This is a genomic window from Arthrobacter sp. NPDC057009 (genome assembly GCF_042673905.1).
Taxonomy (GTDB): domain Bacteria; phylum Actinomycetota; class Actinomycetes; order Actinomycetales; family Micrococcaceae; genus Arthrobacter.
On sequence record NZ_JBHUSB010000003.1, the window covers coordinates 146,852 to 166,243 of the forward strand.

The window sequence follows — 19,392 nt, forward strand, 5'->3', positions numbered from 1 at the left end:
TTTTTTTTTTTTTTTTTTTTTTTTTGTTGGGGGGGGGGGGGGGGCTGTGTCGGGGGGGGGGGGGGGGCCCCCGTTCGTGCACCCCCGGGGGGCCCGCCCCCGGGGGGGCCGCCCCTCCTGATCTGGGGCGGAATTTGGTGCTGCGGCTACGGCCGTGCAGCCTCGGCGAGGACGTCGTCGATGCGGGAAAGCACCCCGGGCCAGCCGTTGCCCATGCCCTGGAAGGCCTGCTGCCCCATCGGAGTGTCCAGCTTGAAGCCGGAGTGTTCGAGGTGCAGGACCGTGCCGTCCTCAACCGTTTCGAGGGTCCATGTCACGGTGGTGTCCAGGGCGCCCTCGGCGAACAGGAAGCTGATGGAGGTGCCGGGATCGACGCTGAGGACCTCGCACTGCTGGGTTCCCCAGCCGCCCATGTCCAGCGTGAAGCGGTGCCCGACAGTGGGGGCGATGTCGCCGGCCGCCCACCACCGCGCGAGCAGGTCCGGTGTGGTGAGCGCCTTCCAGACTGCCTCCGGCGGGTGTGGGAAGTGCCGTGTAAGGCGGATCGTGTTGTCGGTCATGTCAGGTTCTCCTCGTTCAGTAGGTTGCCATCCAGCACGTTGCCCGGCGCGTCGAGGCGCGGTTCCGAGCATATCTGCACCACTTTGGCCGCAGCACTGGCGATTCGGGTGCGGGGAAGCCCAAAAACCCCTGTTTCACTGGGCTCCGGGCTCGTAAAATAAAGGTGGGGCCGACGGCAAGAGCCCCGGAGAGCGATCCTTACGAGCCCGGGGTGCCTTCCCAACCGCCGCCGGCCCTTACGAATGCCGCCAGGTTCCGATCCGGTCACGCTCCGGCATCAGCTCTTCCCGCAAGATCACGGCCATGTGACCATTGGGCATGAGCGACGAACTTATGGCGGCGGCACCCTCCGGCGGTGGCGCTCCCCGCAACCGAACAGCCGGACTGATCCACTCCGAAGGCTCCGAGGCCACGCGGAAGATGCGCGAGCAGGCCAAACGGCGCCGGGAAGCAGAAGCGAAGCTGCAGCTGCACCTGATGGAAACCCGCAACAGGGCGGCAGGAACGCCGGACCCCGCACTCTGACGGAGCCGGCCGAAGCCCAGGCGGGCCCAAGCCCAGAGCGCCCGAACCCGCTCGAACAGCAATCACGGCGGCACCTTGAACGGTGCCGCCGTGATTGCGCTTCAGTTGTCAGCTGAGCGGGCCTCTAGTGCTGGCCGCTGGTGCCGCCAAGGGGCGGGATGGTTCCGGGACCGCGGTCTGCCCTCTCGGCCCGGTCCGCGGCGCTCTGTGTGTCGCTGGCTGCCGTCTCGTCCGAGTCGCCTTCGTCGTCAATCAGCCCGTTGGTCTGGTCGAACGGATGCGCGATGGCCTCGTCCGTCAGCGCCGAGCCCGTGCCGGTCGTGTCGGCAACAGTGGTTTCGGTGTATTCCGGCACCACCGGGGTGACAGTCTCGTCCACGACATAAACCGTGTCCGCATCCTTGTCCTTGCTGCCCGCGGCAGCGGCCACTGCCGCCCCTGCTGCAGCCGCCACTCCGGCGGCCGCGGCCGCCTTGCCGGAGATGCCTGCCTTGCCGCTGTCGCCGAGCGACCCGGCAGCATGCTCGACGCCCGGCGTGCCTACCGATCCGCCTTCGTTGACCGAGCCGCGCCAGGCGCCGCTGGCGTAGCCTTCGTCCTCGATGAATTCCTTGAACCTCTTGAGGTCGGCCTCGGCCTGGTGCTCCACCACATGCAGTTTGTCACCGATCTTCTCCACGAGCCCTTCGGGTTCGTAGTCGATGAAGAGCTTGATGGAGGTCTGGCCGCCGCCCACGTCTTCAAATTCCACCGATCCGGCGTTGGTGGCCCCCTCGGTGGCTGCCCAGGCAACCTTCTGGTCAGGCTTCTGCTCCAGGATCCGCGCCTCCCACTTGCGCTTCACGCCCGCGATCTCGGCCACCCACTCGAGGCGGTCGTCGCTGAGCTGGGTCACTTTCTTGACGCCGCCCATGAAGTGGGGAAAGTCCTCGAACTGGGTCCACTGGTTGTATGCCGTGCTGACCGGCACGTTCACCAGAATGCGCTTCTCAACCCTCGTGCTCATAGTGTCTCCTTCGTCGAAGTGAACAGATGATGGTCCGGTAATCCGAAGTCATCAGCATGCTTACTATATCGTCGACGGCGGAGTGTGGCCAGTGCGGGCAGCAGCCGACCGTGATGCTTGGGGGAAAACGTGAAGCCTCCGCGCGAATCATCGGACTCAAGCGCGGAGGCTTCCAGCGCTCCATTTTTTGGGGGGAAAGAGGAGAGCTGGCACTAATGTACAGGCGGCGGGAGTTCAGTAAAGGCGTATTCGGCCGTTTCGGCAATTCTTGACTAAACCTTGAGTTGCCGGCGGAAATCGACCGCGTCAACCAGCCTGGCGACCACCTCGGCCGGGGGACCGTCGGCGTCGATCTTCACCATCCCCGCGTACTCGGGCAGTGCCCGGTAGGCGTTCCGCAGGGCGGTCAGTTCGGCCACGGATTCCTCGTCCGTGCCGCGCGCCACGATCCGCTGGTGTGCGGCTTCGGGGCTCACGTCCAGGTGGAGGACGAGGTCCGGGGCTGGCAGCGTCCGGAGGATCCAGGGGAGAAGCCAGCCGCGGCGCAGGCCCCGTGCCTCGCGCAGCGCCAGCTGGCAGTGGAGGTGCCGGTCCATGACAACCAGGCCCTGGAACCGGGACGCCCGCACAGTGGACACCAGCACGTTGAACACCCGCATGGTGGTTTCCAGGGCGTCGGCCAGGCGGGCTGGCAGCCGGATGCCGAGCCTGGCGCTGAGCAGGGACATTCGCCGCCGGCCTGCATAGTTGTTCAGCAGGAGTGCGCCGCTGCCCTTCTCGCGGGCTGCGGCAGCCAGCGAGCGGGCCGCCGTCGTTTTGCCCGAGCCGTCGATTCCTGTCAGGACAATGAGCATGTGGCCTCCTTCCGTCCCCTGTCCAACGTCCGGGGGGCGGCCAACGTTGCGGCTTTGAGGCGCACGTCACGTTATCATGCCCGGATTGCCGCGGGCCAAGGCCGCCGCACTTCAAAACGGACGACGGCGGTGCCAGCGGATCTTGCAGTGATCCTTCCGGAAAGTTGCGCCTTTCTTGAGCCTGTCGGAGGACAGTATTCCGCAGGGGCCGTGCAGAAGCGCCGCGGCCCCGTAAAACGACCCGCTACGAACATCACGGATTCACCCAGGAAAGCCATGGACTGGGACGGGCAAGGCGCAATGGGGCACCGGCCCGTCCCCGGCACTAATTCCTGACGCGGGGCTCAGCCTTGACGGGCCTTCATCCTCGGATTCTTCTTGTTGATGACAAACGTCTTTCCGCGGCGGCGCACCACTTGGGCTCCCGGTATCTTCTTCAGTGCGCGCAGCGAATTCCGTACCTTCATGTAACTTTCTCCTCCTTGTGGTGATGGTCAGGCTTCTTGTGGTGATGTGGCCGGTCAATTCGGCTGGGTGAGACCAAACGGATCGTCCAGGGCCTCGAATCCGGCATTCATTTCTGATTCGGTGAGCTCGCAGGATGCGAGCAGCTCGGCGATCCGGTCCCCGTCCAGGCTGTCGCCGGTGGCGGCGAGTACCGTCCCGCGGCCGCCCGGACCGGTGTGCGGGTCCTGCAGTGCGCCAGGGTGTGCGGCCTCTTGCGCCAGGTGCGGTTCGGCCCTGCTGGTTGGCCATGGCCCGGTATTCTCCAGCCAGATGCGCGGGCCGATGCCGTGGATGGCGATCCGGCAGCCGGGGGCTGTTGCTATCCAAAGGTAGCCGCGGAGCCAGCAGCATCCGGCGGCCAGCGTGGCCAGGGCGTGCCGGAACCTCTCCGGATGGAGCGGGCGGCGGATCCGGTGGGTGACCGTGGTGAACGGTCCGCCGGACGTGCGTGCTGTCCGCACGGTTCCGGGAACCGTTCTGCCGACGGCGGCGGCGTAGTCGTGCCGGCCCGGCCGAATCCGCGCCGCGTCCTCGGCGAGGTCGGCGTGCGGTGCCAGTTCACGGAGGAGTTGCAGGCCGCGGGCCCGCCCATCGGGATCTACGGGGAGAACGTCCGGTTCTGCGGCAAGGATGGTGTCGCAGAACGATAGCTCTCCCATGACGAATTCGCCGGACGTCCGCTCGTCATCGGGCACGGGTGTGAAACCTGATTCGAACAATGTGTGGCGGTCCCAGATGTGGTCCTCCACGCAATCCGGCGCGCAGGCGTGGACGGCGGAGCTCACCCGGCAGTCCCGGCCAAGCTCCTGCCTGAGCGCGGCGATAGTGGTGGACGCCGGCACGCCCGAAGGCAGCCCAACAATGACGTGTTCCTCCCCGCGCGCCATCAGCTGCCTGACGGTGGGCACCACGTCCAGGCGCACGGTGCAGCTCAGGCAGCCGTGTTCCAGAACTGTTTCGTGCCGCTGGACCGGCCCGTCGTGGCTGAAGACCCGGCGCACAACAGTGCCGTTTTCCAGGAGGTCATGGACCACGACGGCGGCCGGGGGGTGTGCCGCGGCCAGCGCTTCGCACGCCTGCTGCCGGCAGAGGGAGTCGAGGGAGCTGAGGACGGTCAGGATCATGCATCCAGCATAATGAGAACCATTCTCATTTACAACCTAGGTGCCGCAGTGCGGCGGCACCGGCATGCATCAGGACGGCAGGCATCCGCCGCCAACCGGATCAGAGGAAGGCACTGCCCCTGACCACCGTGCGGCTGGTCCCGCCCACCCAGATGCTGTCGCCTTCGCTGGTGATGGTCAGCCGGCCGCCGCGGCCCAGGGCAGTGCCCTGGCTGACGGTGTAGTTGCCCTCCGCCGCACCCGAGCCGATCAGCCACTGGGCGAGGCCCGCGTTCAGGCTGCCGGTGACCGGGTCTTCGGGGATGGCCAGTCCGGGAAGGAAACCGCGCACCTCGAAGTCGGCCGGTCCGCCGTCCCCGTAGGCACCGATGACGCCGACATTCAGCTGTCCCATCGCGGTGAAGTCCGGCGTCAGGTCGAGCACAGCCCGGGCCGAGGCCAGCCGGATACCGAGCCAGCCCGGTCCGTTGTCCACCCAGTTGCTGTCGAGGACCTCTTCCGGAGTGATGCGCAGACTCGTGATGGCCTGCTCCAGGACCTCAGCCTCCAGAGGCCCGGAGCGACGCAGCGGCGGGGCCTCGAAGAACTGCTCGTTCGCGGTTTGGCTGATTTTGACCAGCCCCACCTCGCATTCCTGCACGAGTTCGCCCGGGCGGTGCGGCTGGCCGCCGTTCTCCAGCCACGCGTGTGCGGAGCCGAGCGTGGGGTGCCCGGCGAAGGGAAGCTCGGACGCCGGCGTGAAGATCCGCAGCCGGTAGTCCGCCTCCGGCCGGGTGGGCCTGAGCAGGAAGGTGGTTTCGGGGAGGTTGGTCCAGTTGGCGAAGCTTTGCATCTGCTCGGCGGACAGGTCATCGGCATTATGGACGACGGCCACCGGGTTGCCGGGCTGCGGCCCCGGGGCGAAAACGTCGACCTGCGAAAAGGGGTATTCGTTCACGCTGGTCATTATGCCTCCGCCGGTTCCCGCGGCGTGGCGAGCCCGTCCACTACCTCGACGCCGGGGAGCTTGAGGAGCTCGGCCGGGTCGAGGACGATCTTGCTGGACCTGTTGCCCCCGCCCATGACCACCCGGGGCACCTCCGTCACGGCCCGGTCCACGTACACGGGCAGCCCCTCGATGCCGGGGACGGTCACGCCGCCCACCAGCATGCCGGTCAGCGCGGTGGTGGTTTCGGCGTCGGCAAACGAGGCGCGCTTGACGTCGAGCAGGGCCCGGACCGCACGGTTCACGTCGAGGCGGGTGGTGCCCAGGACCAGGCACACCGCATACCGTGGCGGCTCCACCTTCTTGGAGGCGATCAGGATGGTGTTGGCCGCCTGCTCCAGGCTGAAGCCGTAGTGTGCGCAGAACTCCGCGGTGTCCGCCAGTTCCGGCAGGCATTCGAGGACCTCGTGGGCCACGCCGTGGGCGGCCAGGGCATCGGCCACGGCGGGCAGCAGGAGCGTATCACTCACAGCAGTTCTCCTTTCAGTGCGGTGTCGTTGAAGGCGGTGTCTTTGAAGCCGGCGTCTTTGAGCGTGCGGTCGCTAAGGGCGGCGTCCGCGCCGGACACCGCCGGCACAGGATAGGCGGTAACGCCGCGGTGCAGCAGGAAGAACCGGTTGGATGCGGGCAGCCACATGAGCGTGGCGCCGGCCAGTGTCAGGAGCAGGCCGGCAAGGATCGGGACGGTGAGGTCGACAGGTGCGCCGAGCGCCGAGAGGGCCGCAGCGGCCGTAAGGAGGCTGCGGGCCCACCGCTCGCCGTGCAGCAGATGCTGGGCCGCCAGGACCTGCAGAGCAGTCAGCGGGACGGCGAACGCCACGAGATAGGGCACGGCCCAGTCGGGGATCGACTGGCCGAAGTCGATTCCCGAGACCTCCAGGATGACAGGCATCATGCCCGCCACCACGGCGCTGGCCACCCAGCAGGCTGCCGAGAGCCGGACAGCCGCCGGTGTGTTTCCGGGCTCGCCAAAGCCCAACTGCTGATCGCCCAATGAAGTCCCCATTCTTCAATTTGCGGTGCTTGTTCGCCGCGCACACTGCGCGGTGTTTATTGCCGTGTGCCCGGATTTCCGGCGACGGCTCCAGCCTACAGGCTGTCCTTCAGCGGCCGGACGTACACTGGCCTTCCCATCTCTTCGAGGACCTGCTGCGAGTGCCTGAATGCTATGGAAGCTTCTTGTCCGGTACCTGCAGCCGCAACGGCGGCTGCTGATCGCCGTCGTCGTTTTTCAGCTTGCGCAGTCCATTGCCTCCCTCTATCTCCCCACCCTGAACGCGGACATCATCGACCTGGGTGTGGCCAAGGGGGACACGGGCTACATCCTGCGCGTCGGCAGCCTCATGCTGGTCATCACCCTGCTGCAGATCGCGTGCGCGGTGACGGCGGTGTACTTCGGGGCCAAAGCGGCGATGGGCATGGGCCGGGACCTGCGCGGGGCGATCTTCACCCGGGTGGGCGGGTTCTCCGAGCAGGAGGTCACCCAGTTCGGCCCCGCCAGCCTGATCACCCGGTCCACGAACGATGTCCAGCAGGTGCAGCAGCTGGTGCTGATGTCCGCCACGCTGATGGTGGCCGCACCCATGCTCAGTATTGGCGGCGTGGTGATGGCGGTCCGGCAGGATGCCCAGCTCTCGTGGCTGATCGCGGTGAGCGTGCCGGTGCTGCTGGCCGGCGTCGCGGTGATCATCAGCCGGATGGTGCCCCTGTTCCGCCTGATGCAGCTGCGGATCGACGCCGTCAACAGGGTGCTCCGCGAGCAGCTGGCCGGCATCCGGGTGGTGCGGGCGTTTGTGCGCGAGGACCTGGAAACGGAGCGGTTCGCGGGCGCCAACGCCGACGTGACGGATACGGCGCTGCGGGCGGGGCGGCTGATGGCGCTCGCGTTTCCCGTGGTGATGCTGGTGCTCAACGTGTCCAGCGTGGCGGTGATCTGGTTCGGGTCGTTCCGGATCGAGGACGGCTCCATGCAGGTGGGGACACTGGTGGCGTTCCTCAGCTACCTGCTGCAGATCCTGATGTCCGTCATGATGGCCACCTTCATGGCCGTGATGATCCCGCGCGCGGCCGTCTCCGCGGACCGGATCGGTGAGGTGCTGGAGACGGAGTCCTCCGTGCGGCCGCCCGAGCACCCGGTGCGCTTTTCCGCCGATGCGTCCGGCGGCACTGCCCGCGGTGAGCTGGAAATGCGCGACGTCGGATTCGCCTACCCGGGTGCCGAACGGCCGGTCCTCAGCGGCGTCAGCTTCACGGCTGCCGCGGGCAGGACGACGGCGGTCATCGGCAGCACGGGCTCGGGGAAAACCACCCTGGTGAACCTCATGCCGCGGCTCTTCGACGCCACATCCGGATCGGTGCTGATGGGTGGCGTGGACGTGCGGGAACTGCACCCTGACCTGCTGTGGGGGCACATCGGCCTGGTCCCTCAGCGGCCGTACCTGTTCTCCGGAACCGTGCGGAGCAACCTGCTCTACGGCAAACCCGACGCCACCGAGGAAGAGCTGTGGCGGGCCCTGGCCACGGCCCAGGCAGAGGACTTCGTGCGCAGGATGGACGGCGGGCTGGACGCGCCCGTCTCGCAGGGCGGCACCAACGTCTCCGGCGGCCAGCGGCAACGGCTGGCGATCGCCCGGGCACTCGTGAAGAGGCCGGAGTTGTACATCTTTGACGACTCGTTTTCCTCACTGGACACCGCCACGGATGCCCGGCTCCGGCAGGCGCTGCGGCGGGACACCGCCGGGGCCACGCTGGTGATCATCGCCCAGCGCGTCTCCAGCATTGCGGACGCGGACCAGATCCTGGTGCTCGACGGCGGCAGGATTGTCGGGCGCGGAACGCACAGTGAGCTTTTGGAGACCTCGGAGACGTACCGCGAGATCGTGTCCTCGCAGCTGGCGGCGGAGGAGACGGCATGAGCACAGCCCGCGGAACCCCTCCCGGCCCCGCAGCTGGAGCCCCCGGAACCGGGGCTGCCGCGGGAACCCGGCAGGCCGCCGTCGTACGCATCCCCCGGCCCGCCGGCGGACCGGGACGGGGCGGGCCGTTCGCGGGGATGAATGTCCCGGCGGAGAAGGCGCTGAACTTCGGGCCGTCGGCCCGGCGGCTGCTGGGGGAGCTCCGCCCCGAACGGGCCTGGCTGGCGCTGGTACTTGCGCTCGCCGTCGTCAGCGTGGCGTTCTCGGTGACCGGGCCGCGGCTACTGGGCGAGGGCACCAACCTGATCTTCGCCGGCGCCGTCAGCAAAAACCTGCCGCCCGGGGCGAGCAAGGAACAGGTGATCGCCGGACTGCGGGCGTCCGGGCAGGAGAAGCAGGCGGACATGCTGGGGGCAATGACGCTGACGCCGGGCACGGGGATCGACTTCGCCGCGCTGGCCAGCGTGCTGCTGTGGGCGCTGGCGCTGTATGTGCTGGCGTCGGCGTTCGGCTGGATCCAGGCCTACGTACTTAACGGTGTGGTGCAGCGGACCGTGTACCGGCTGCGGGAGCGGATCGAGGCGAAGATCCACCGGCTGCCGCTGCGGTACTTCGACTCCATCCAGCGCGGCGAGCTGCTCAGCCGGGTGACGAACGACGTGGACAACATCTCGCAGAGCCTGCAACAGTCGATCAGCCAGGCAGTCACGTCGCTGCTCACGGTGCTGGGCGTGCTGCTGATGATGTTCCTGCTCTCGCCGGTGCTGGCGCTGATTGCCCTGGTGACGGTGCCGCTGACGCTGGTGACGACGGGCCTGATCGCCAAGCGCTCGCAGAAGCTGTTCGTGGCGCAGTGGAAGCACACGGGGGAGCTGAACGGGCAGATCGAGGAGACGTACACGGGGCACGCACTGGTCAAGGTGTTCGGCCGGCAGCGGGAGGTGGAGGAGCGGTTCCGGCAGAAGAATGCGGAGCTGTTCGAGGCGAGCTTCGGCGCACAGTTCATTTCCGGACTGATCATGCCGGCGCTGACGTTCATCGGGAACCTGGTGTACGTGGCGATCGCGGTGGTGGGCGGGCTGCAGGTGGCCTCCGGGGCGATGCAGTTGGGCGACGTACAGGCGTTCATCCAGTACTCGCGGCAGTTCACCCAGCCGCTGGCGCAGCTTGGGTCGATGGCCAACCTGCTGCAGTCCGGGGTAGCGTCCGCGGAAAGGGTGTTCGAGCTGCTGGACGAGGAGGAGCAGACTCCCGAATCTTCAGGTGCTGCCTCTTCCGGTGGCCGCGGGCGGCTGGTGTTCGAGAATGTCTCCTTCTCCTATTCGCCCGACAAGCCGCTTATTGCCGACCTCAGCCTGGTGGCGGAGCCCGGGCAGACGGTGGCGATCGTCGGCCCCACCGGGGCCGGCAAGACCACCCTGGTGAACCTGATGATGCGGTTCTACGAACTGGACGCCGGCCGGATCACGCTCGACGGCGTGGACGTCACCGCTGTTCCCCGGCGCGAGCTGCGCTCGCGGATGGGAATGGTCCTGCAGGACACCTGGCTGTTCGGCGGGACCATCCGGGACAACATCGCCTACGGCCGCCCGTCGGCGTCGGAGGCCGAGATCGTGGAGGCAGCGCAGGCGACGTACGTTGACCGGTTCGTGCGCGCCCTGCCGGAGGGGTACAGCACGGTGCTCGAGGATGAGGGATCCAACGTCTCGGCCGGCGAGAAGCAGCTGCTGACCATCGCCCGGGCTTTCCTTTCCCGGCCCTCGGTGCTGATCCTGGACGAGGCCACTTCTTCCGTGGACACGCGGACCGAGCTGCTGGTGCAGAAGGCCATGAGCGCGCTGCGGTCCGACCGGACTTCGTTTGTCATTGCCCACCGCCTCTCCACGATCCGCGACGCCGACCTGATCCTGGTGATGGAGGCGGGGCGGATCGTGGAGCAGGGCACGCACGCGTCGCTGCTGGCTGCGGGCGGGGCGTACGCACGCCTGTACGAGGCGCAGTTCGCGGCCCCGGCGGCAGAGGTTTAAGGACTGAGGCTCAGGAGGGCGCACCCACGAGGTGGCCGGCCGTGAGGGGCAAGCGCTGCCCGTTGATCCGTTCCGCCTCCAGGCCGAAGATCCGCTGTACGGCGTCGGCAAGGACACTGACATCGGTGAAGCCCGGAAACTTCCGTTCCGGCTGGGCTGCGCGCATCCGGTCATCGACCAGGGCCTTGACGACGAAGACCAGGGCGGCTGAGCGGCTTTCGTTTCCTCCCTGCGGATGCCGGAAGCCGTCGGCCACGGCAAGGGTCCATGCCTCGGCGGCGGACTTGACGGCGGCATAGGCGGGGCCGTCCGCTGTCGGCGAGGAAGCGGACTGTGCGGAAACGATGGCCAGACGGCCCACCGGGGAGGCAGCCAGATCCTGGTAGAAGGCGCGGCTGGTGTTCCTCAGGGTGGTGAGGACGCTGGCGTGCAGGAAGTCCCAGTCCTCATCCGTCTGGCCTGCAATGCCCGTGCCGCCCCGCCACCCTCCGACAAGATGGATGAGCCCGTCCACCGGACCCAGATCGTTACGGACAGATGCCGCCAGGTCCTCAACGGCTTGCAGGTCCGCAAGGTTGCAGACATAGCCCGTGACATTGTCGTAGGATCCCGAGAGCTCCTGCACGCGGTCCTCAAGAATGTCCACGGCGGCCACGCGCGCCCCGGCTTGGGAGAGGGTGCGGACTACTGCGGCGCCGGCTGCGCTTGTCGAACCGGCGACGACGACCGTACGCCCTGAGAGTTCCTGGCTCATGCGCCCGCCCCGCCCTCGGTCTTCACGGGGCTTTTACCGGTGATCCCGGCAGTTGATTCAATGACCGGGGACATCTTCTTCTCCAGTGCCTCGTAGAACATCGACAGGGGGAATTCGTCGTCAAGGATCTGGTCCGTCAGTCCCCGGGGAGGGCCGTCGAGCGGAAGAGCCTCCGGTCCCTTGGCCCACACGGAGGCCGGGTGCGGGGTGAGGGTTTCCGAGACGAGCTCATAGGCGGCCAGCCAGTGTGCGGTCTTCGGGCGGTCGATTGAACGCCAGTAGAGTTCCTCGATGCGAAGGCCCAGCTCGACGACCACGCCGGCGACGTCCTTCCAGTCGATGCTCAGCTTTCCATCGGTCCAGTGCAGGACCCGGTGCTGGTGCATCCAGGCGAACAGCAGTTGGCCGCCCACGGCGTCGTAGTTACGGACCCGGTTCCCGGTAATCGCGAAGCGGAAAATGCGGTCGAAGATCACGGCGTACTGGACCAGCTTGGCGTGCTTGCGGGCGTCCTCGGAAGCCGTTTCGTCCCGCTCAATGAGGACTGATTCGCGGAAGGCGGTCAGGTCACAGCGGAGCTCCTCCAGGGAGTACAGGAAATACGGCATCCGCTGCTTGATCATGAACGGGTCAAAGGGCAGGTCGCCGCGCATGTGGGTCCGGTCATGGATCAGATCCCACATCACGAAGGTCTTCTCCGTGAGGTGCTGGTCTTCAATCAATTCCGCGGCGTCGGCCGGCAGGTCCAGGGACGTGATGTCGGCAGCAGCTTTCAGGACGCGGCGGAACCGGGCAGCTTCACGGTCCGCGAAAATGCCTCCCCATGTGAAGGAGGGGGTGCTCCGGACCGCGACGCTCTCGGGGAAGAGAACGGCGGAGTTCGTGTCATAGCCGGGTGTGAAATCGACGAAGCTGATGGGGACGAACAGCTTGTTGGAGTAGTTCGCCGCCTCCAGTTCAGCGACGAAGGAAGGCCAGATGACCTCGATGAGGACGGCCTCGAAGTAGCGGTTGGTGCTGCCGTTCTGGGTGTACATGGGGAACACGACCAGGTGCGGCAGCCCGTCGATGCGCCACTGCTCGGGGTGGAAGGCTGCCAATGAGTCGAGGAAATCCGGTACAGCGAAGCCCCCGGACGCCCACCGCTGGAAGTCCTGCACCAGCAGTTCAAGGTAGTCCCTGTCGTGGGGGAGGTGGCGGCACAGGTCACTGACCGCGTCAGTGATGATGCCGACGTTCCGGCGGGCCTGGTCATGGTCAGCGGATTCAGGAACGGAACCGTCCTGCACTTGAACCTGCTGCAGTTCCATGACGGCTGCCTTCAACGCCTGCCACGCCGGCAGCGGTTTCAGGTCTTCTGCCCGGCTCGTCGTCACTTCGGGGCTTGCGATGGACATCTTCGTTCCTTCCGTTGAGGGGTCCGGATGAACGTAGCAATGGATAAGCACGATTGATGTGTAATTTCGACAAGAGTAAGAAACTCTTGCGCTCAGGCGGCTGCTTTTCGGGCCTATCCGTAAGACTTCGATCATTCGCCGGGCAACATTCGCTTCGCCGGAGGGGCCGTTCCGCTCATGTGTTAGCTTGATCACCGTCCTTCCCGGCCGGGCCCGCCGGAAAGCTCCATCCACCGCAGCTACCTTCCCGGAGGCATCTCAATGAGCACGACTTCCACAGGCATCAAAGACGATGCAGTGGCACAACCCGGATACGCCCCAGCCACAGGGGCGGCCCGCGCGTCCGACGAAACCGCCAACGATCTCAAGCGCGGACTCAGCAGCCGCCACCTGCAGATGATCGCCATCGGCGGTGCGATCGGCACCGGGCTGTTCGTGGCCTCGGGCGGCACCATTTCCCAAGCGGGTCCCGGTGGGGCGCTGGTCGCCTACGCGCTGGTCGGGCTGATGGTGTTCCTGCTGATGCAGTCACTGGGCGAAATGTCGGCCAAAATTCCGGTCGCCGGTTCCTTCCAGTCCTTTGCCACCCGTTTTGTCTCCCAGTCCTTTGGCTTCGCGATCGGCTGGAACTATTGGTTCAACTGGGCCATCACGGTGGCCGCCGAGCTGGTGGCGGCCGGAATCATCATGGACTTCTGGTTCCCGGGCGTCCCCGGCTGGGTGTGGGCCGGCATCTTCCTGCTGGTGCTGGCCGGACTCAACGCCCTCTCGGCGAAGTCCTTCGGTGAGTCGGAGTTCTGGCTGTCCCTCATCAAGGTCACCGCCGTCGTGCTCTTCCTGATCGCCGGTGTGCTGATGATCTTCGGCATCCTCGGGGGCAACTCCCCGGGCCTCAGCAACTGGGAAAACCGGGATGATGTGTTCCACGGGGGCTGGGTCTCGATCATCTCGGTCTTCATGATTGCCGGGTTCTCCTTCCAGGGCACCGAGCTGGTAGGCGTGGCCGCAGGCGAAGCCAAGAACCCGCGCCGCGAAGTGCCGAAGGCTATCCGCACTGTCTTCTGGCGCATCATGCTGTTCTACATCGGTGCCATCTTTATCATCGGCTGCCTGATCCCGTTCACCGATCCGAGCCTGCTGGCTTCCGGCGAGGCCGACATTGCAGCATCGCCGTTTACCCTCGTCTTCTCGCGCGCCGGGATCGCCTTCGCAGCGGCCCTGATGAACGCAGTGATCCTGACCGCCATCCTGTCCGCAGGCAACTCCGGACTGTATGCCTCCACCCGGATGCTTTACGCCATGGCCCATGACGGCATGGCCCCGAAGGTCTTCGGGCGGACCAATGCGCGGGGCGTGCCGATCCCGGCACTGCTGGCCACCTCGGCCGTGGGACTCTTCGGATTCCTCTCCGCAATCGTCGGTCAGGGCGCGGCCTACTCCTGGCTGCTGAACATGTCAGGCCTGTGCGGTTTCATCGTCTGGGCGGGGATCGCGGTTTCCCACTACCGTTTCAGGCGCGGCTTCCTGGCCCAGGGGAACAAGGTCAGCGACCTGCCATACAAGGCATCCCTGTTCCCCATTGGCCCACTGCTGGCCTTCGCCCTGCTCGTGCTGGTGATCGCGGGACAGAACTACGAAGCCGTGCTTGCGGGGAGGGCGATGGAGGTGCTTTCCTCCTACATCGGGCTGCCTGTCTTCATCGGCCTGTGGCTAGCTCACCGCTACATCACCAAGTCCAAGGTAGTGCCGCTACTCGAGATGGATCTCTCGGCACCTAAGGACCTCGAGGACGAACCTGCCCGCGTCACCCGGTGACCGGGAATTCACCCGGCTTTCCTGTTGCCCTGTGGTCTCTGCAACTGTTTCTGACCACAGGGCGGCAAGGCTTTCAAAATTTCGTACTACACGCGGGAGGATCTGCCCCGGATGAAATGGAAGACCAGGACGACCACGGCTATTACCAGCAGCAGGTGAATTAGCCCGCCGCCTATGTTGCCGAGCAGGCCGAGAAGCCAGAGAACTGCGATGATGATGGCTATCCAAAGCAACATGGGAGTCTCCTTCGCCTTTGCGGCTGGAAATGCCAATTCCAGCTGTGGTGCCTATCACAATAGGCCCGGATCGGGTTGCCGGAAATAGCCGTACCCCACCCAATTGCCGGAGAATTTGGGACTAGTAGAAAACGCTCACGACGTCGACCGGGTGTCGAAGGCGGCAGCGGATTCCCGCAGCAGGCGCGCGACCGTGTCCACCGGGGAGCTGGCTGACCGCCGCCGGTCAAAGCGCCGCAGCACAATGCGCCGCGTGCCCAGGCCGGGGACATCCAGAACGTCCACCCCGTCCTGGACGACGCCGCTCAACGCCAGGGTGGGCACGATGGCGACGCCCTCACCTGCAGCGACCAGCGCCAGGGCGGTCAGTGTGTCCTGGTACTGGTGCACGGTTTCCAGCTGGGCGCCCGTTGACTCGCGGAGCCTGCCGAGCACCGACGCGTTGGCGGCCGAGGACTCGACGCCCAACCACGGAAGGGGCAGGCGGCCGAGGTCGATGTTCTCGGTGCTGAGCAGTGCGCCGGCTGGTACCACCAGTTTCCAGGGCTCATCCAGCAGGGGCTCCTCGGTCATTCCGGCGGACATCGAACGCTGGCCGGACGTCGTCGAATCGAGCTCGACCACCACGGCGTCGAGCGCGCGCTGCCGGAGCAGCCGCATCAGGGCCGGGAAGTCGTCCTCAATCATCCGGATCTGCAACTGCGGATACTGGCTGCGCCACTCGGGCAGGCGCGGGATCACCACCGTGCGGACAAAGCTGGTGAATCCGCCCACCCGCACCACGCCGGAGATCTTGGCGCCGCCTTCTATCCGGGCTCGCGCCACACTGAGGGCGCGCTCGATCTCTTCGCCGGCCTCTGCGACGGCCAGGCCGGCGGGCGTGAGAACCGAGCCTTTGGGCGTGCGCACGACCAAAGCGTGCCCCGTCTCTTCCTCTAATTTGTTCAGTTGCTGGGACACGGCCGACGGCGTAATCCCCAGTTCGTCTGCCGCGGCGAGGACCCCGCCCGTGCGGGCAACAGCCAGGAGGACTCGCAGCCTTCGCGGATCGATATCCATGTTAAGAAGTTCTAAACCATATCTTCAGCGGAATGCAATTGATCTAAAGATTCTTCTTCCTCATAATTGCTGTTGTAACTACAGGACAGTGGGAAAATTAAGGCCGGGCGGACCAACTGGAAGGTCCACATCCCGGGGCCAAGCCAACGCTGGTACAGCGTCCCTTATCCCTTCGGCAATGGAGCCTCTTCTGAACCACACACATATATGGCCCGCCCCTCCACTCCGATCAGCGAATGGCAGCCGGGCACAACCCTGAAAGGACGCCATGGAACTGCTGTTTGAAATTTCTGGTTGGGCAGGGGCGGTTGCGATCCTCAGTGCGTACCTGGCTGTGTCCATGGGGTGGCTGAAGGCTGGCAAGGGCTTCCAGATCGCGAATCTCCTCGGTTCCTGTGCCTTTATTGTCAATGGCGCGTTCCACGGAGCGTGGCCGTCCGTGGTCACCAACATCGCCTGGTTCCTCATTTCTGCGGTGGCGCTGGTCCGCATGCGCGCCGCGCAGGACGCTCCGGCACCGGCCGCCGAAGCCCCGCAGGTGCAGTTTCCGGGCGTCCCCGAAACCGGCCAGTTGGCCATCATTGAGGCGCCGCAGGTGCAGTTTCCCGGTGTCCCCGAAACCGGCCAGCTGGCCATTGTTGACGGCCCGCAAGCACGCTGTGCCTAAAGCGGACGACGGCGGGACGTCCCGCCGTCGTCCGTCTCACGGCATTTCTGCTGTTACACCGCTTCATTAGGGGCGGCGGCTGCCTGCACATACGAGGCCGAGACCCGGCGGTAGACCGGGGTCAGGAAGGCTGCCAGGGCGGCCGCGATCATAATCACACCGGCCACCAGGAACACCAGGGCAATGCCGCGGGAGGTACCCTCGCCCAGGAGCGGGGCCAGCTGCGCTGCGCCCTCGGCGGACCGCGCGTAAGGGATGATCCAGAACTGCGCGATGGGGGCAATCAGGAACGCGGTGACCGGTGCCGCCGCGGACTCGAAAGCCATGGCGAATCCGAACACCCGGCCCTGGCGGGGCAGGGGAACCACCTGCTGGATGACCGTCTGCTCGGCGGCCTCCACGAACGGTATCAGGACCAGGTACAGCCAGATGCCGGCCACGTACAGCCAGGCCCACTCCCGCAGCGTGAACACGGCACCAAGCAGCCCCATCACGGCCACGGCGATGAGCATGGTGCGCAGCGGGTTCGCGCCGAGCCCGAACTTGCCGATCAGCGCGCCGCCGATGATGAATCCGGTGGAGCCGAGCGCGAAGACGGCGCCCCACATCTCCACGGAGAACATCTCCAGCCCGTACGGATCCATCAGCGCCATGTAGACGCCGCCGATGAAGTTGTTGAATGTGGAAAACAGGATGAGCGCGAACAGCCCGGCGATGGCAAGCACTGCGGCCAGTGAACCGCGCAGATCGAATCCTCCCTGCGCGTCCGTGGCGGCAGCGCGCACTTCCTCGGGCATGCGCAGGGTCAGCAGATGCGCGAAGGCCAAAGCGGTAAGCGCCAGGGCGACGACGATCGTCCACCCCATGCCGAGCAGCCCGACGGACAGCCCGGAGAGCAGGGAGGTGACGATGAACATCAGTCCCTGCACCATGCCCACCATCCCGTTGGCATTGGCACGCCGGTCGGGCTCGATGAGGATGGTTACCGTGGTGGACAGTGCGATGTTGCGCATGTTCTCCACCACCGCACCGACCAGGATGATCAGCGTAAAGAGCCAGAACCACGGCTGCGTCAGGTCCAGCAGCATGGCGGCGGGTGTCAGCAGGAACATGACGCCGGACAGCAGGAACATCACCAGGGTGAAGGCGGCGGCGAAGCGCATCACCGCCAGTTTGCGGTAGCGGTCCACGAAGGTGCCGAAGCTGATGCTGGACAGGGCGATCAGCAGCATGTACGCGCCACCGACCACCCCGGTGGCGATCACGTTCCGCGTCTCCAGGTACACCCAGAACGTGAGGGCGAACCAGAGGTAGCTGGTGGTGACGTTGGCAAGCGCCGTGTTCACCAGGATTCCGGCGAAGGTGCGGGACCGCTGCGCCGGGGTGCGCAGGGATGTGTCGACGGCGTCGGGATCGGCCAGACGCGGAGCCTCGGCCTCCTCGACCGGGGCCGGATCCTGCTCGGTCATGCGTCCCAGTGTACTGACAACCCACGCGCCGGTCACGGCCCGTAAGCGGACGACGGCGGGACCTCCCGCCGTCGTGCTTAACCCGCCGCCGTGCTTAAACTGAGCGCGAACGTACAGTTGTGGCCCCAAAACGCCGTGAAAATGGGGCCACAAGTGTCCGTTCGCGCTCAGTCCTGCCCCGGCTTAGCGTGCCGCGGAGACGGGCTGCTCCTGGAAAGCCGGCATGACCTGTTCGATGAAGAGCTCGAGGGAGCGCTTCTTCTCCTCGTGGGTCAGGCTGTTGTCGGACCAGAGGCTGAACTCGGTCACGCCCAGTGCCTCGTAGTGGCGGAGCCGTTCGATGACCTCATCGGGCGTGCCGATCATCGCGGTCCGGTGCAGGGACTCCGGGGTGAACTCCGGGCGTTCGGCGAACTTTTCTTCCGGGCTGGGCTCCAGGAAGCCGTTCTTCGGGGTGGTCTTGTTGCCGAACCAGGCATCAAACGTCCGGTAGAACTTGTTGATGCCCTCGGCCGGACGCCGCCAGCCTTCGGGGTCGTCCGCGGCGTGGACGTGCGTGTGGCGGAGCACCATGAGGTCCGGGCGGGGGACACCGGGATTGTTCTCGACGGCGGTGTCGAACTTCCGCGCCAGGTCCTCGACCTCCTCGTCGCCCTTCATCAGCGGCGTCACCATCACGTTGCAGCCATTGGCGACGGCGAACTCGTGCGAGGAGATGTCGCGGGCGGCGATCCACATGGGCGGCGTCGGCTTCTGCAGCGGCTTGGGCACGCTCGTGGAGGTGGGGAACTGCCACACCTCGCCGTCGTGCGCGTAGTCACCTTCCCACAGGGCACGCACGGCAGGCACCATTTCGCGCAGGTGCTTGCCGCCGTCGACCGCCGACATGCCGCCCATGAGGCGGTCGAACTCGAACTGGTACGCACCGCGTGCCAGCCCCACTTCCGCCCGGCCGTTGCTGATGACGTCCAGGAGGGCGCACTCGCCGGCGACGCGTAGCGGGTTCCAGAAGGGAGCGATGATCGTGCCGGCGCCCAGCCGGATGCGGGAGGTGCGCGCCGCCAGGTATGCGAGCTGCGGCATGGGGCTGGGGGAGATGGTGTACTCCATCGAGTGGTGCTCACCGATCCAGACGGTGCTGAATCCGCCGGCCTCCGCGATGAGGGCGAGCTCGGTCAGGTTCTCGAAGCATTCCTGGTGCGAGACGGACTCGTCCCAGCGTTCCATGTGGACGAAAAGGGAAAAGCGCATTGGTGACTCCTTGGTCTTACTTGCTGGACGCCTGTTGTGCGACGGATGCAGCGTTGCGTTCGGCGATGGTCTGGTTGCCGCGGGACCAGTGTTCGTGCTCGATTTCACGGACGATGACGGTGGTGTTGTACGGCACCGCGCCCACAGCGGTCTCAGCGGCTCGGTGCAGCTCGGCGATGAGGGAGCGGAGCTGCTCGGGGGTCCGGCCGCGGGCGATGGAAACTTCGATAAGAGGCATGG

The 19,392-nt window shown here is 66.2% G+C and carries 20 protein-coding genes; 5 read left to right on the plus strand and 15 right to left on the minus strand.

The genetic code is table 11. The features are described from left to right. Window positions 1-146 precede the first annotated feature (146 nt). Window positions 147-560, minus strand: coding sequence for an SRPBCC domain-containing protein (locus ACFTR6_RS05190; protein ID WP_377957112.1), 414 nt, complete (start codon window positions 558-560; stop codon window positions 147-149). 319 nt (window positions 561-879) lie between these two features. Between ACFTR6_RS05190 and ACFTR6_RS05195 the strand changes: the two genes are divergently transcribed. After that, entirely contained in the window at window positions 880-1,086 is a 207-nt protein-coding gene (locus ACFTR6_RS05195) for a hypothetical protein (protein ID WP_377957113.1), read from the plus strand. Between the two features lie 124 nt (window positions 1,087-1,210). On the opposite strand, the gene ACFTR6_RS05200 is transcribed toward ACFTR6_RS05195, so the two are convergent. The 7 genes from ACFTR6_RS05200 to ACFTR6_RS05230 form a co-directional block, all read right to left on the minus strand. Next, window positions 1,211-2,092 carry an SRPBCC family protein gene (locus ACFTR6_RS05200; RefSeq protein ID WP_377957114.1) on the minus strand — a complete coding sequence of 294 codons (882 nt, stop codon included), beginning with the start codon at window positions 2,090-2,092 and terminating at the stop codon, window positions 1,211-1,213. 272 nt (window positions 2,093-2,364) lie between these two features. Beyond that, complete coding sequence (locus tag ACFTR6_RS05205) at window positions 2,365-2,946, minus strand: AAA family ATPase (RefSeq protein ID WP_377957115.1); 582 nt, start codon at window positions 2,944-2,946, stop codon at window positions 2,365-2,367. 344 nt (window positions 2,947-3,290) lie between these two features. Next, complete coding sequence (ykgO, locus tag ACFTR6_RS05210) at window positions 3,291-3,413, minus strand: type B 50S ribosomal protein L36 (RefSeq protein ID WP_076800018.1); 123 nt, start codon at window positions 3,411-3,413, stop codon at window positions 3,291-3,293. Between the two features lie 54 nt (window positions 3,414-3,467). Further along, window positions 3,468-4,577, minus strand: a complete 1,110-nt coding sequence (locus ACFTR6_RS05215; RefSeq protein WP_377957116.1) for a GTP-binding protein — start codon at window positions 4,575-4,577, stop codon at window positions 3,468-3,470. A gap of 100 nt (window positions 4,578-4,677) precedes the next feature. After that, window positions 4,678-5,523, minus strand: a complete 846-nt coding sequence (locus tag ACFTR6_RS05220) for a PhzF family phenazine biosynthesis protein (protein WP_377957117.1) — start codon at window positions 5,521-5,523, stop codon at window positions 4,678-4,680. Next, window positions 5,523-6,032, minus strand: coding sequence for a YbaK/EbsC family protein (locus ACFTR6_RS05225; protein WP_377957118.1), 510 nt, complete (start codon window positions 6,030-6,032; stop codon window positions 5,523-5,525). Before ACFTR6_RS05225 ends, ACFTR6_RS05220 begins: the two co-directional genes overlap by 1 nt. Then, window positions 6,029-6,568 (minus strand): hypothetical protein, encoded by a 540-nt coding sequence (locus tag ACFTR6_RS05230; protein ID WP_377957119.1) that lies wholly within the window; start codon window positions 6,566-6,568, stop codon window positions 6,029-6,031. The genes ACFTR6_RS05225 and ACFTR6_RS05230 overlap by 4 nt, the downstream gene beginning before the upstream one ends. Before the next feature lie 157 nt (window positions 6,569-6,725). Here ACFTR6_RS05230 and ACFTR6_RS05235 point away from each other — a divergent pair, with 157 nt between their 5' ends. Both ACFTR6_RS05235 and ACFTR6_RS05240 read left to right on the plus strand, forming a co-directional pair. After that, the gene (locus tag ACFTR6_RS05235; protein WP_377957120.1) at window positions 6,726-8,477 is read left to right on the plus strand and encodes an ABC transporter ATP-binding protein; all 1,752 of its coding nucleotides are present in this window, start codon (window positions 6,726-6,728) and stop codon (window positions 8,475-8,477) included. Beyond that, window positions 8,474-10,504, plus strand: a complete 2,031-nt coding sequence (locus ACFTR6_RS05240) for an ABC transporter ATP-binding protein (protein ID WP_377957121.1) — start codon at window positions 8,474-8,476, stop codon at window positions 10,502-10,504. The genes ACFTR6_RS05235 and ACFTR6_RS05240 overlap by 4 nt, the downstream gene beginning before the upstream one ends. A gap of 10 nt (window positions 10,505-10,514) precedes the next feature. Here the strand turns inward: ACFTR6_RS05240 and ACFTR6_RS05245 are convergent, their stop codons facing one another. Continuing rightward, a complete protein-coding gene (locus ACFTR6_RS05245) occupies window positions 10,515-11,258 on the minus strand; it encodes an SDR family NAD(P)-dependent oxidoreductase (RefSeq protein WP_377957122.1) in 744 nt (247 codons plus the stop codon). Further along, entirely contained in the window at window positions 11,255-12,655 is a 1,401-nt protein-coding gene (locus ACFTR6_RS05250) for a DUF6421 family protein (RefSeq protein ID WP_377957123.1), read from the minus strand. Before ACFTR6_RS05250 ends, ACFTR6_RS05245 begins: the two co-directional genes overlap by 4 nt. Window positions 12,656-12,916: 261 nt before the next feature. On the opposite strand from ACFTR6_RS05250, the gene ACFTR6_RS05255 reads away from it, so the two are divergent. After that, complete coding sequence (locus ACFTR6_RS05255; protein ID WP_377957124.1) at window positions 12,917-14,470, plus strand: amino acid permease; 1,554 nt, start codon at window positions 12,917-12,919, stop codon at window positions 14,468-14,470. Between the two features lie 86 nt (window positions 14,471-14,556). Here ACFTR6_RS05255 and ACFTR6_RS05260 read toward each other — a convergent pair whose 3' ends face one another. Both ACFTR6_RS05260 and ACFTR6_RS05265 read right to left on the minus strand, forming a co-directional pair. Further along, complete coding sequence (locus tag ACFTR6_RS05260; protein WP_139023443.1) at window positions 14,557-14,706, minus strand: lmo0937 family membrane protein; 150 nt, start codon at window positions 14,704-14,706, stop codon at window positions 14,557-14,559. Between the two features lie 135 nt (window positions 14,707-14,841). Further along, the gene (locus ACFTR6_RS05265; RefSeq protein WP_076800035.1) at window positions 14,842-15,765 is read right to left on the minus strand and encodes a LysR family transcriptional regulator; all 924 of its coding nucleotides are present in this window, start codon (window positions 15,763-15,765) and stop codon (window positions 14,842-14,844) included. Between the two features lie 268 nt (window positions 15,766-16,033). On the opposite strand from ACFTR6_RS05265, the gene ACFTR6_RS05270 reads away from it, so the two are divergent. Next, window positions 16,034-16,432 (plus strand): YgjV family protein, encoded by a 399-nt coding sequence (locus tag ACFTR6_RS05270; protein ID WP_076800037.1) that lies wholly within the window; start codon window positions 16,034-16,036, stop codon window positions 16,430-16,432. 53 nt (window positions 16,433-16,485) lie between these two features. Here the strand turns inward: ACFTR6_RS05270 and ACFTR6_RS05275 are convergent, their stop codons facing one another. The 3 genes from ACFTR6_RS05275 to ACFTR6_RS05285 all read right to left on the minus strand — a co-directional run bounded on the left by ACFTR6_RS05275 (window position 16,486) and on the right by ACFTR6_RS05285 (window position 19,390). Continuing rightward, a complete protein-coding gene (locus ACFTR6_RS05275) occupies window positions 16,486-17,901 on the minus strand; it encodes an MFS transporter (protein ID WP_377957125.1) in 1,416 nt (471 codons plus the stop codon). A gap of 183 nt (window positions 17,902-18,084) precedes the next feature. Further along, a complete protein-coding gene (locus ACFTR6_RS05280; RefSeq protein ID WP_076800041.1) occupies window positions 18,085-19,152 on the minus strand; it encodes an LLM class flavin-dependent oxidoreductase in 1,068 nt (355 codons plus the stop codon). A gap of 16 nt (window positions 19,153-19,168) precedes the next feature. Beyond that, window positions 19,169-19,390: a 4-oxalocrotonate tautomerase family protein gene (locus ACFTR6_RS05285; RefSeq protein WP_377957126.1), complete on the minus strand. Its 222-nt coding sequence runs from the start codon at window positions 19,388-19,390 to the stop codon at window positions 19,169-19,171. Window positions 19,391-19,392: the final 2 nt, after the last annotated feature.

What these genes read in the sequence shown, in the direction of transcription:
- ACFTR6_RS05190 (WP_377957112.1), bottom strand. Translation starts at nt 560, where the DNA reads ATGACCGACAACACGATCCGCCTTACACGGCACTTCCCACACCCGCCG.
- ACFTR6_RS05255 (WP_377957124.1), top strand. Translation starts at nt 12,917, where the DNA reads ATGAGCACGACTTCCACAGGCATCAAAGACGATGCAGTGGCACAACCC.
- ACFTR6_RS05275 (WP_377957125.1), bottom strand. Translation starts at nt 17,901, where the DNA reads ATGACCGAGCAGGATCCGGCCCCGGTCGAGGAGGCCGAGGCTCCGCGT.
- ACFTR6_RS05220 (WP_377957117.1), bottom strand. Translation starts at nt 5,523, where the DNA reads ATGACCAGCGTGAACGAATACCCCTTTTCGCAGGTCGACGTTTTCGCC.
- ACFTR6_RS05200 (WP_377957114.1), bottom strand. Translation starts at nt 2,092, where the DNA reads ATGAGCACGAGGGTTGAGAAGCGCATTCTGGTGAACGTGCCGGTCAGC.
- ACFTR6_RS05280 (WP_076800041.1), bottom strand. Translation starts at nt 19,152, where the DNA reads ATGCGCTTTTCCCTTTTCGTCCACATGGAACGCTGGGACGAGTCCGTC.
- ACFTR6_RS05285 (WP_377957126.1), bottom strand. Translation starts at nt 19,390, where the DNA reads ATGCCTCTTATCGAAGTTTCCATCGCCCGCGGCCGGACCCCCGAGCAG.
- ACFTR6_RS05270 (WP_076800037.1), top strand. Translation starts at nt 16,034, where the DNA reads ATGGAACTGCTGTTTGAAATTTCTGGTTGGGCAGGGGCGGTTGCGATC.
- ACFTR6_RS05205 (WP_377957115.1), bottom strand. Translation starts at nt 2,946, where the DNA reads ATGCTCATTGTCCTGACAGGAATCGACGGCTCGGGCAAAACGACGGCG.
- ACFTR6_RS05230 (WP_377957119.1), bottom strand. Translation starts at nt 6,568, where the DNA reads ATGGGGACTTCATTGGGCGATCAGCAGTTGGGCTTTGGCGAGCCCGGA.
- ACFTR6_RS05265 (WP_076800035.1), bottom strand. Translation starts at nt 15,765, where the DNA reads ATGGATATCGATCCGCGAAGGCTGCGAGTCCTCCTGGCTGTTGCCCGC.
- ACFTR6_RS05195 (WP_377957113.1), top strand. Translation starts at nt 880, where the DNA reads ATGAGCGACGAACTTATGGCGGCGGCACCCTCCGGCGGTGGCGCTCCC.
- ACFTR6_RS05215 (WP_377957116.1), bottom strand. Translation starts at nt 4,577, where the DNA reads ATGATCCTGACCGTCCTCAGCTCCCTCGACTCCCTCTGCCGGCAGCAG.
- ACFTR6_RS05240 (WP_377957121.1), top strand. Translation starts at nt 8,474, where the DNA reads ATGAGCACAGCCCGCGGAACCCCTCCCGGCCCCGCAGCTGGAGCCCCC.
- ACFTR6_RS05250 (WP_377957123.1), bottom strand. Translation starts at nt 12,655, where the DNA reads ATGTCCATCGCAAGCCCCGAAGTGACGACGAGCCGGGCAGAAGACCTG.
- ACFTR6_RS05245 (WP_377957122.1), bottom strand. Translation starts at nt 11,258, where the DNA reads ATGAGCCAGGAACTCTCAGGGCGTACGGTCGTCGTCGCCGGTTCGACA.
- ACFTR6_RS05260 (WP_139023443.1), bottom strand. Translation starts at nt 14,706, where the DNA reads ATGTTGCTTTGGATAGCCATCATCATCGCAGTTCTCTGGCTTCTCGGC.
- ykgO (WP_076800018.1), bottom strand. Translation starts at nt 3,413, where the DNA reads ATGAAGGTACGGAATTCGCTGCGCGCACTGAAGAAGATACCGGGAGCC.
- ACFTR6_RS05235 (WP_377957120.1), top strand. Translation starts at nt 6,726, where the DNA reads ATGCTATGGAAGCTTCTTGTCCGGTACCTGCAGCCGCAACGGCGGCTG.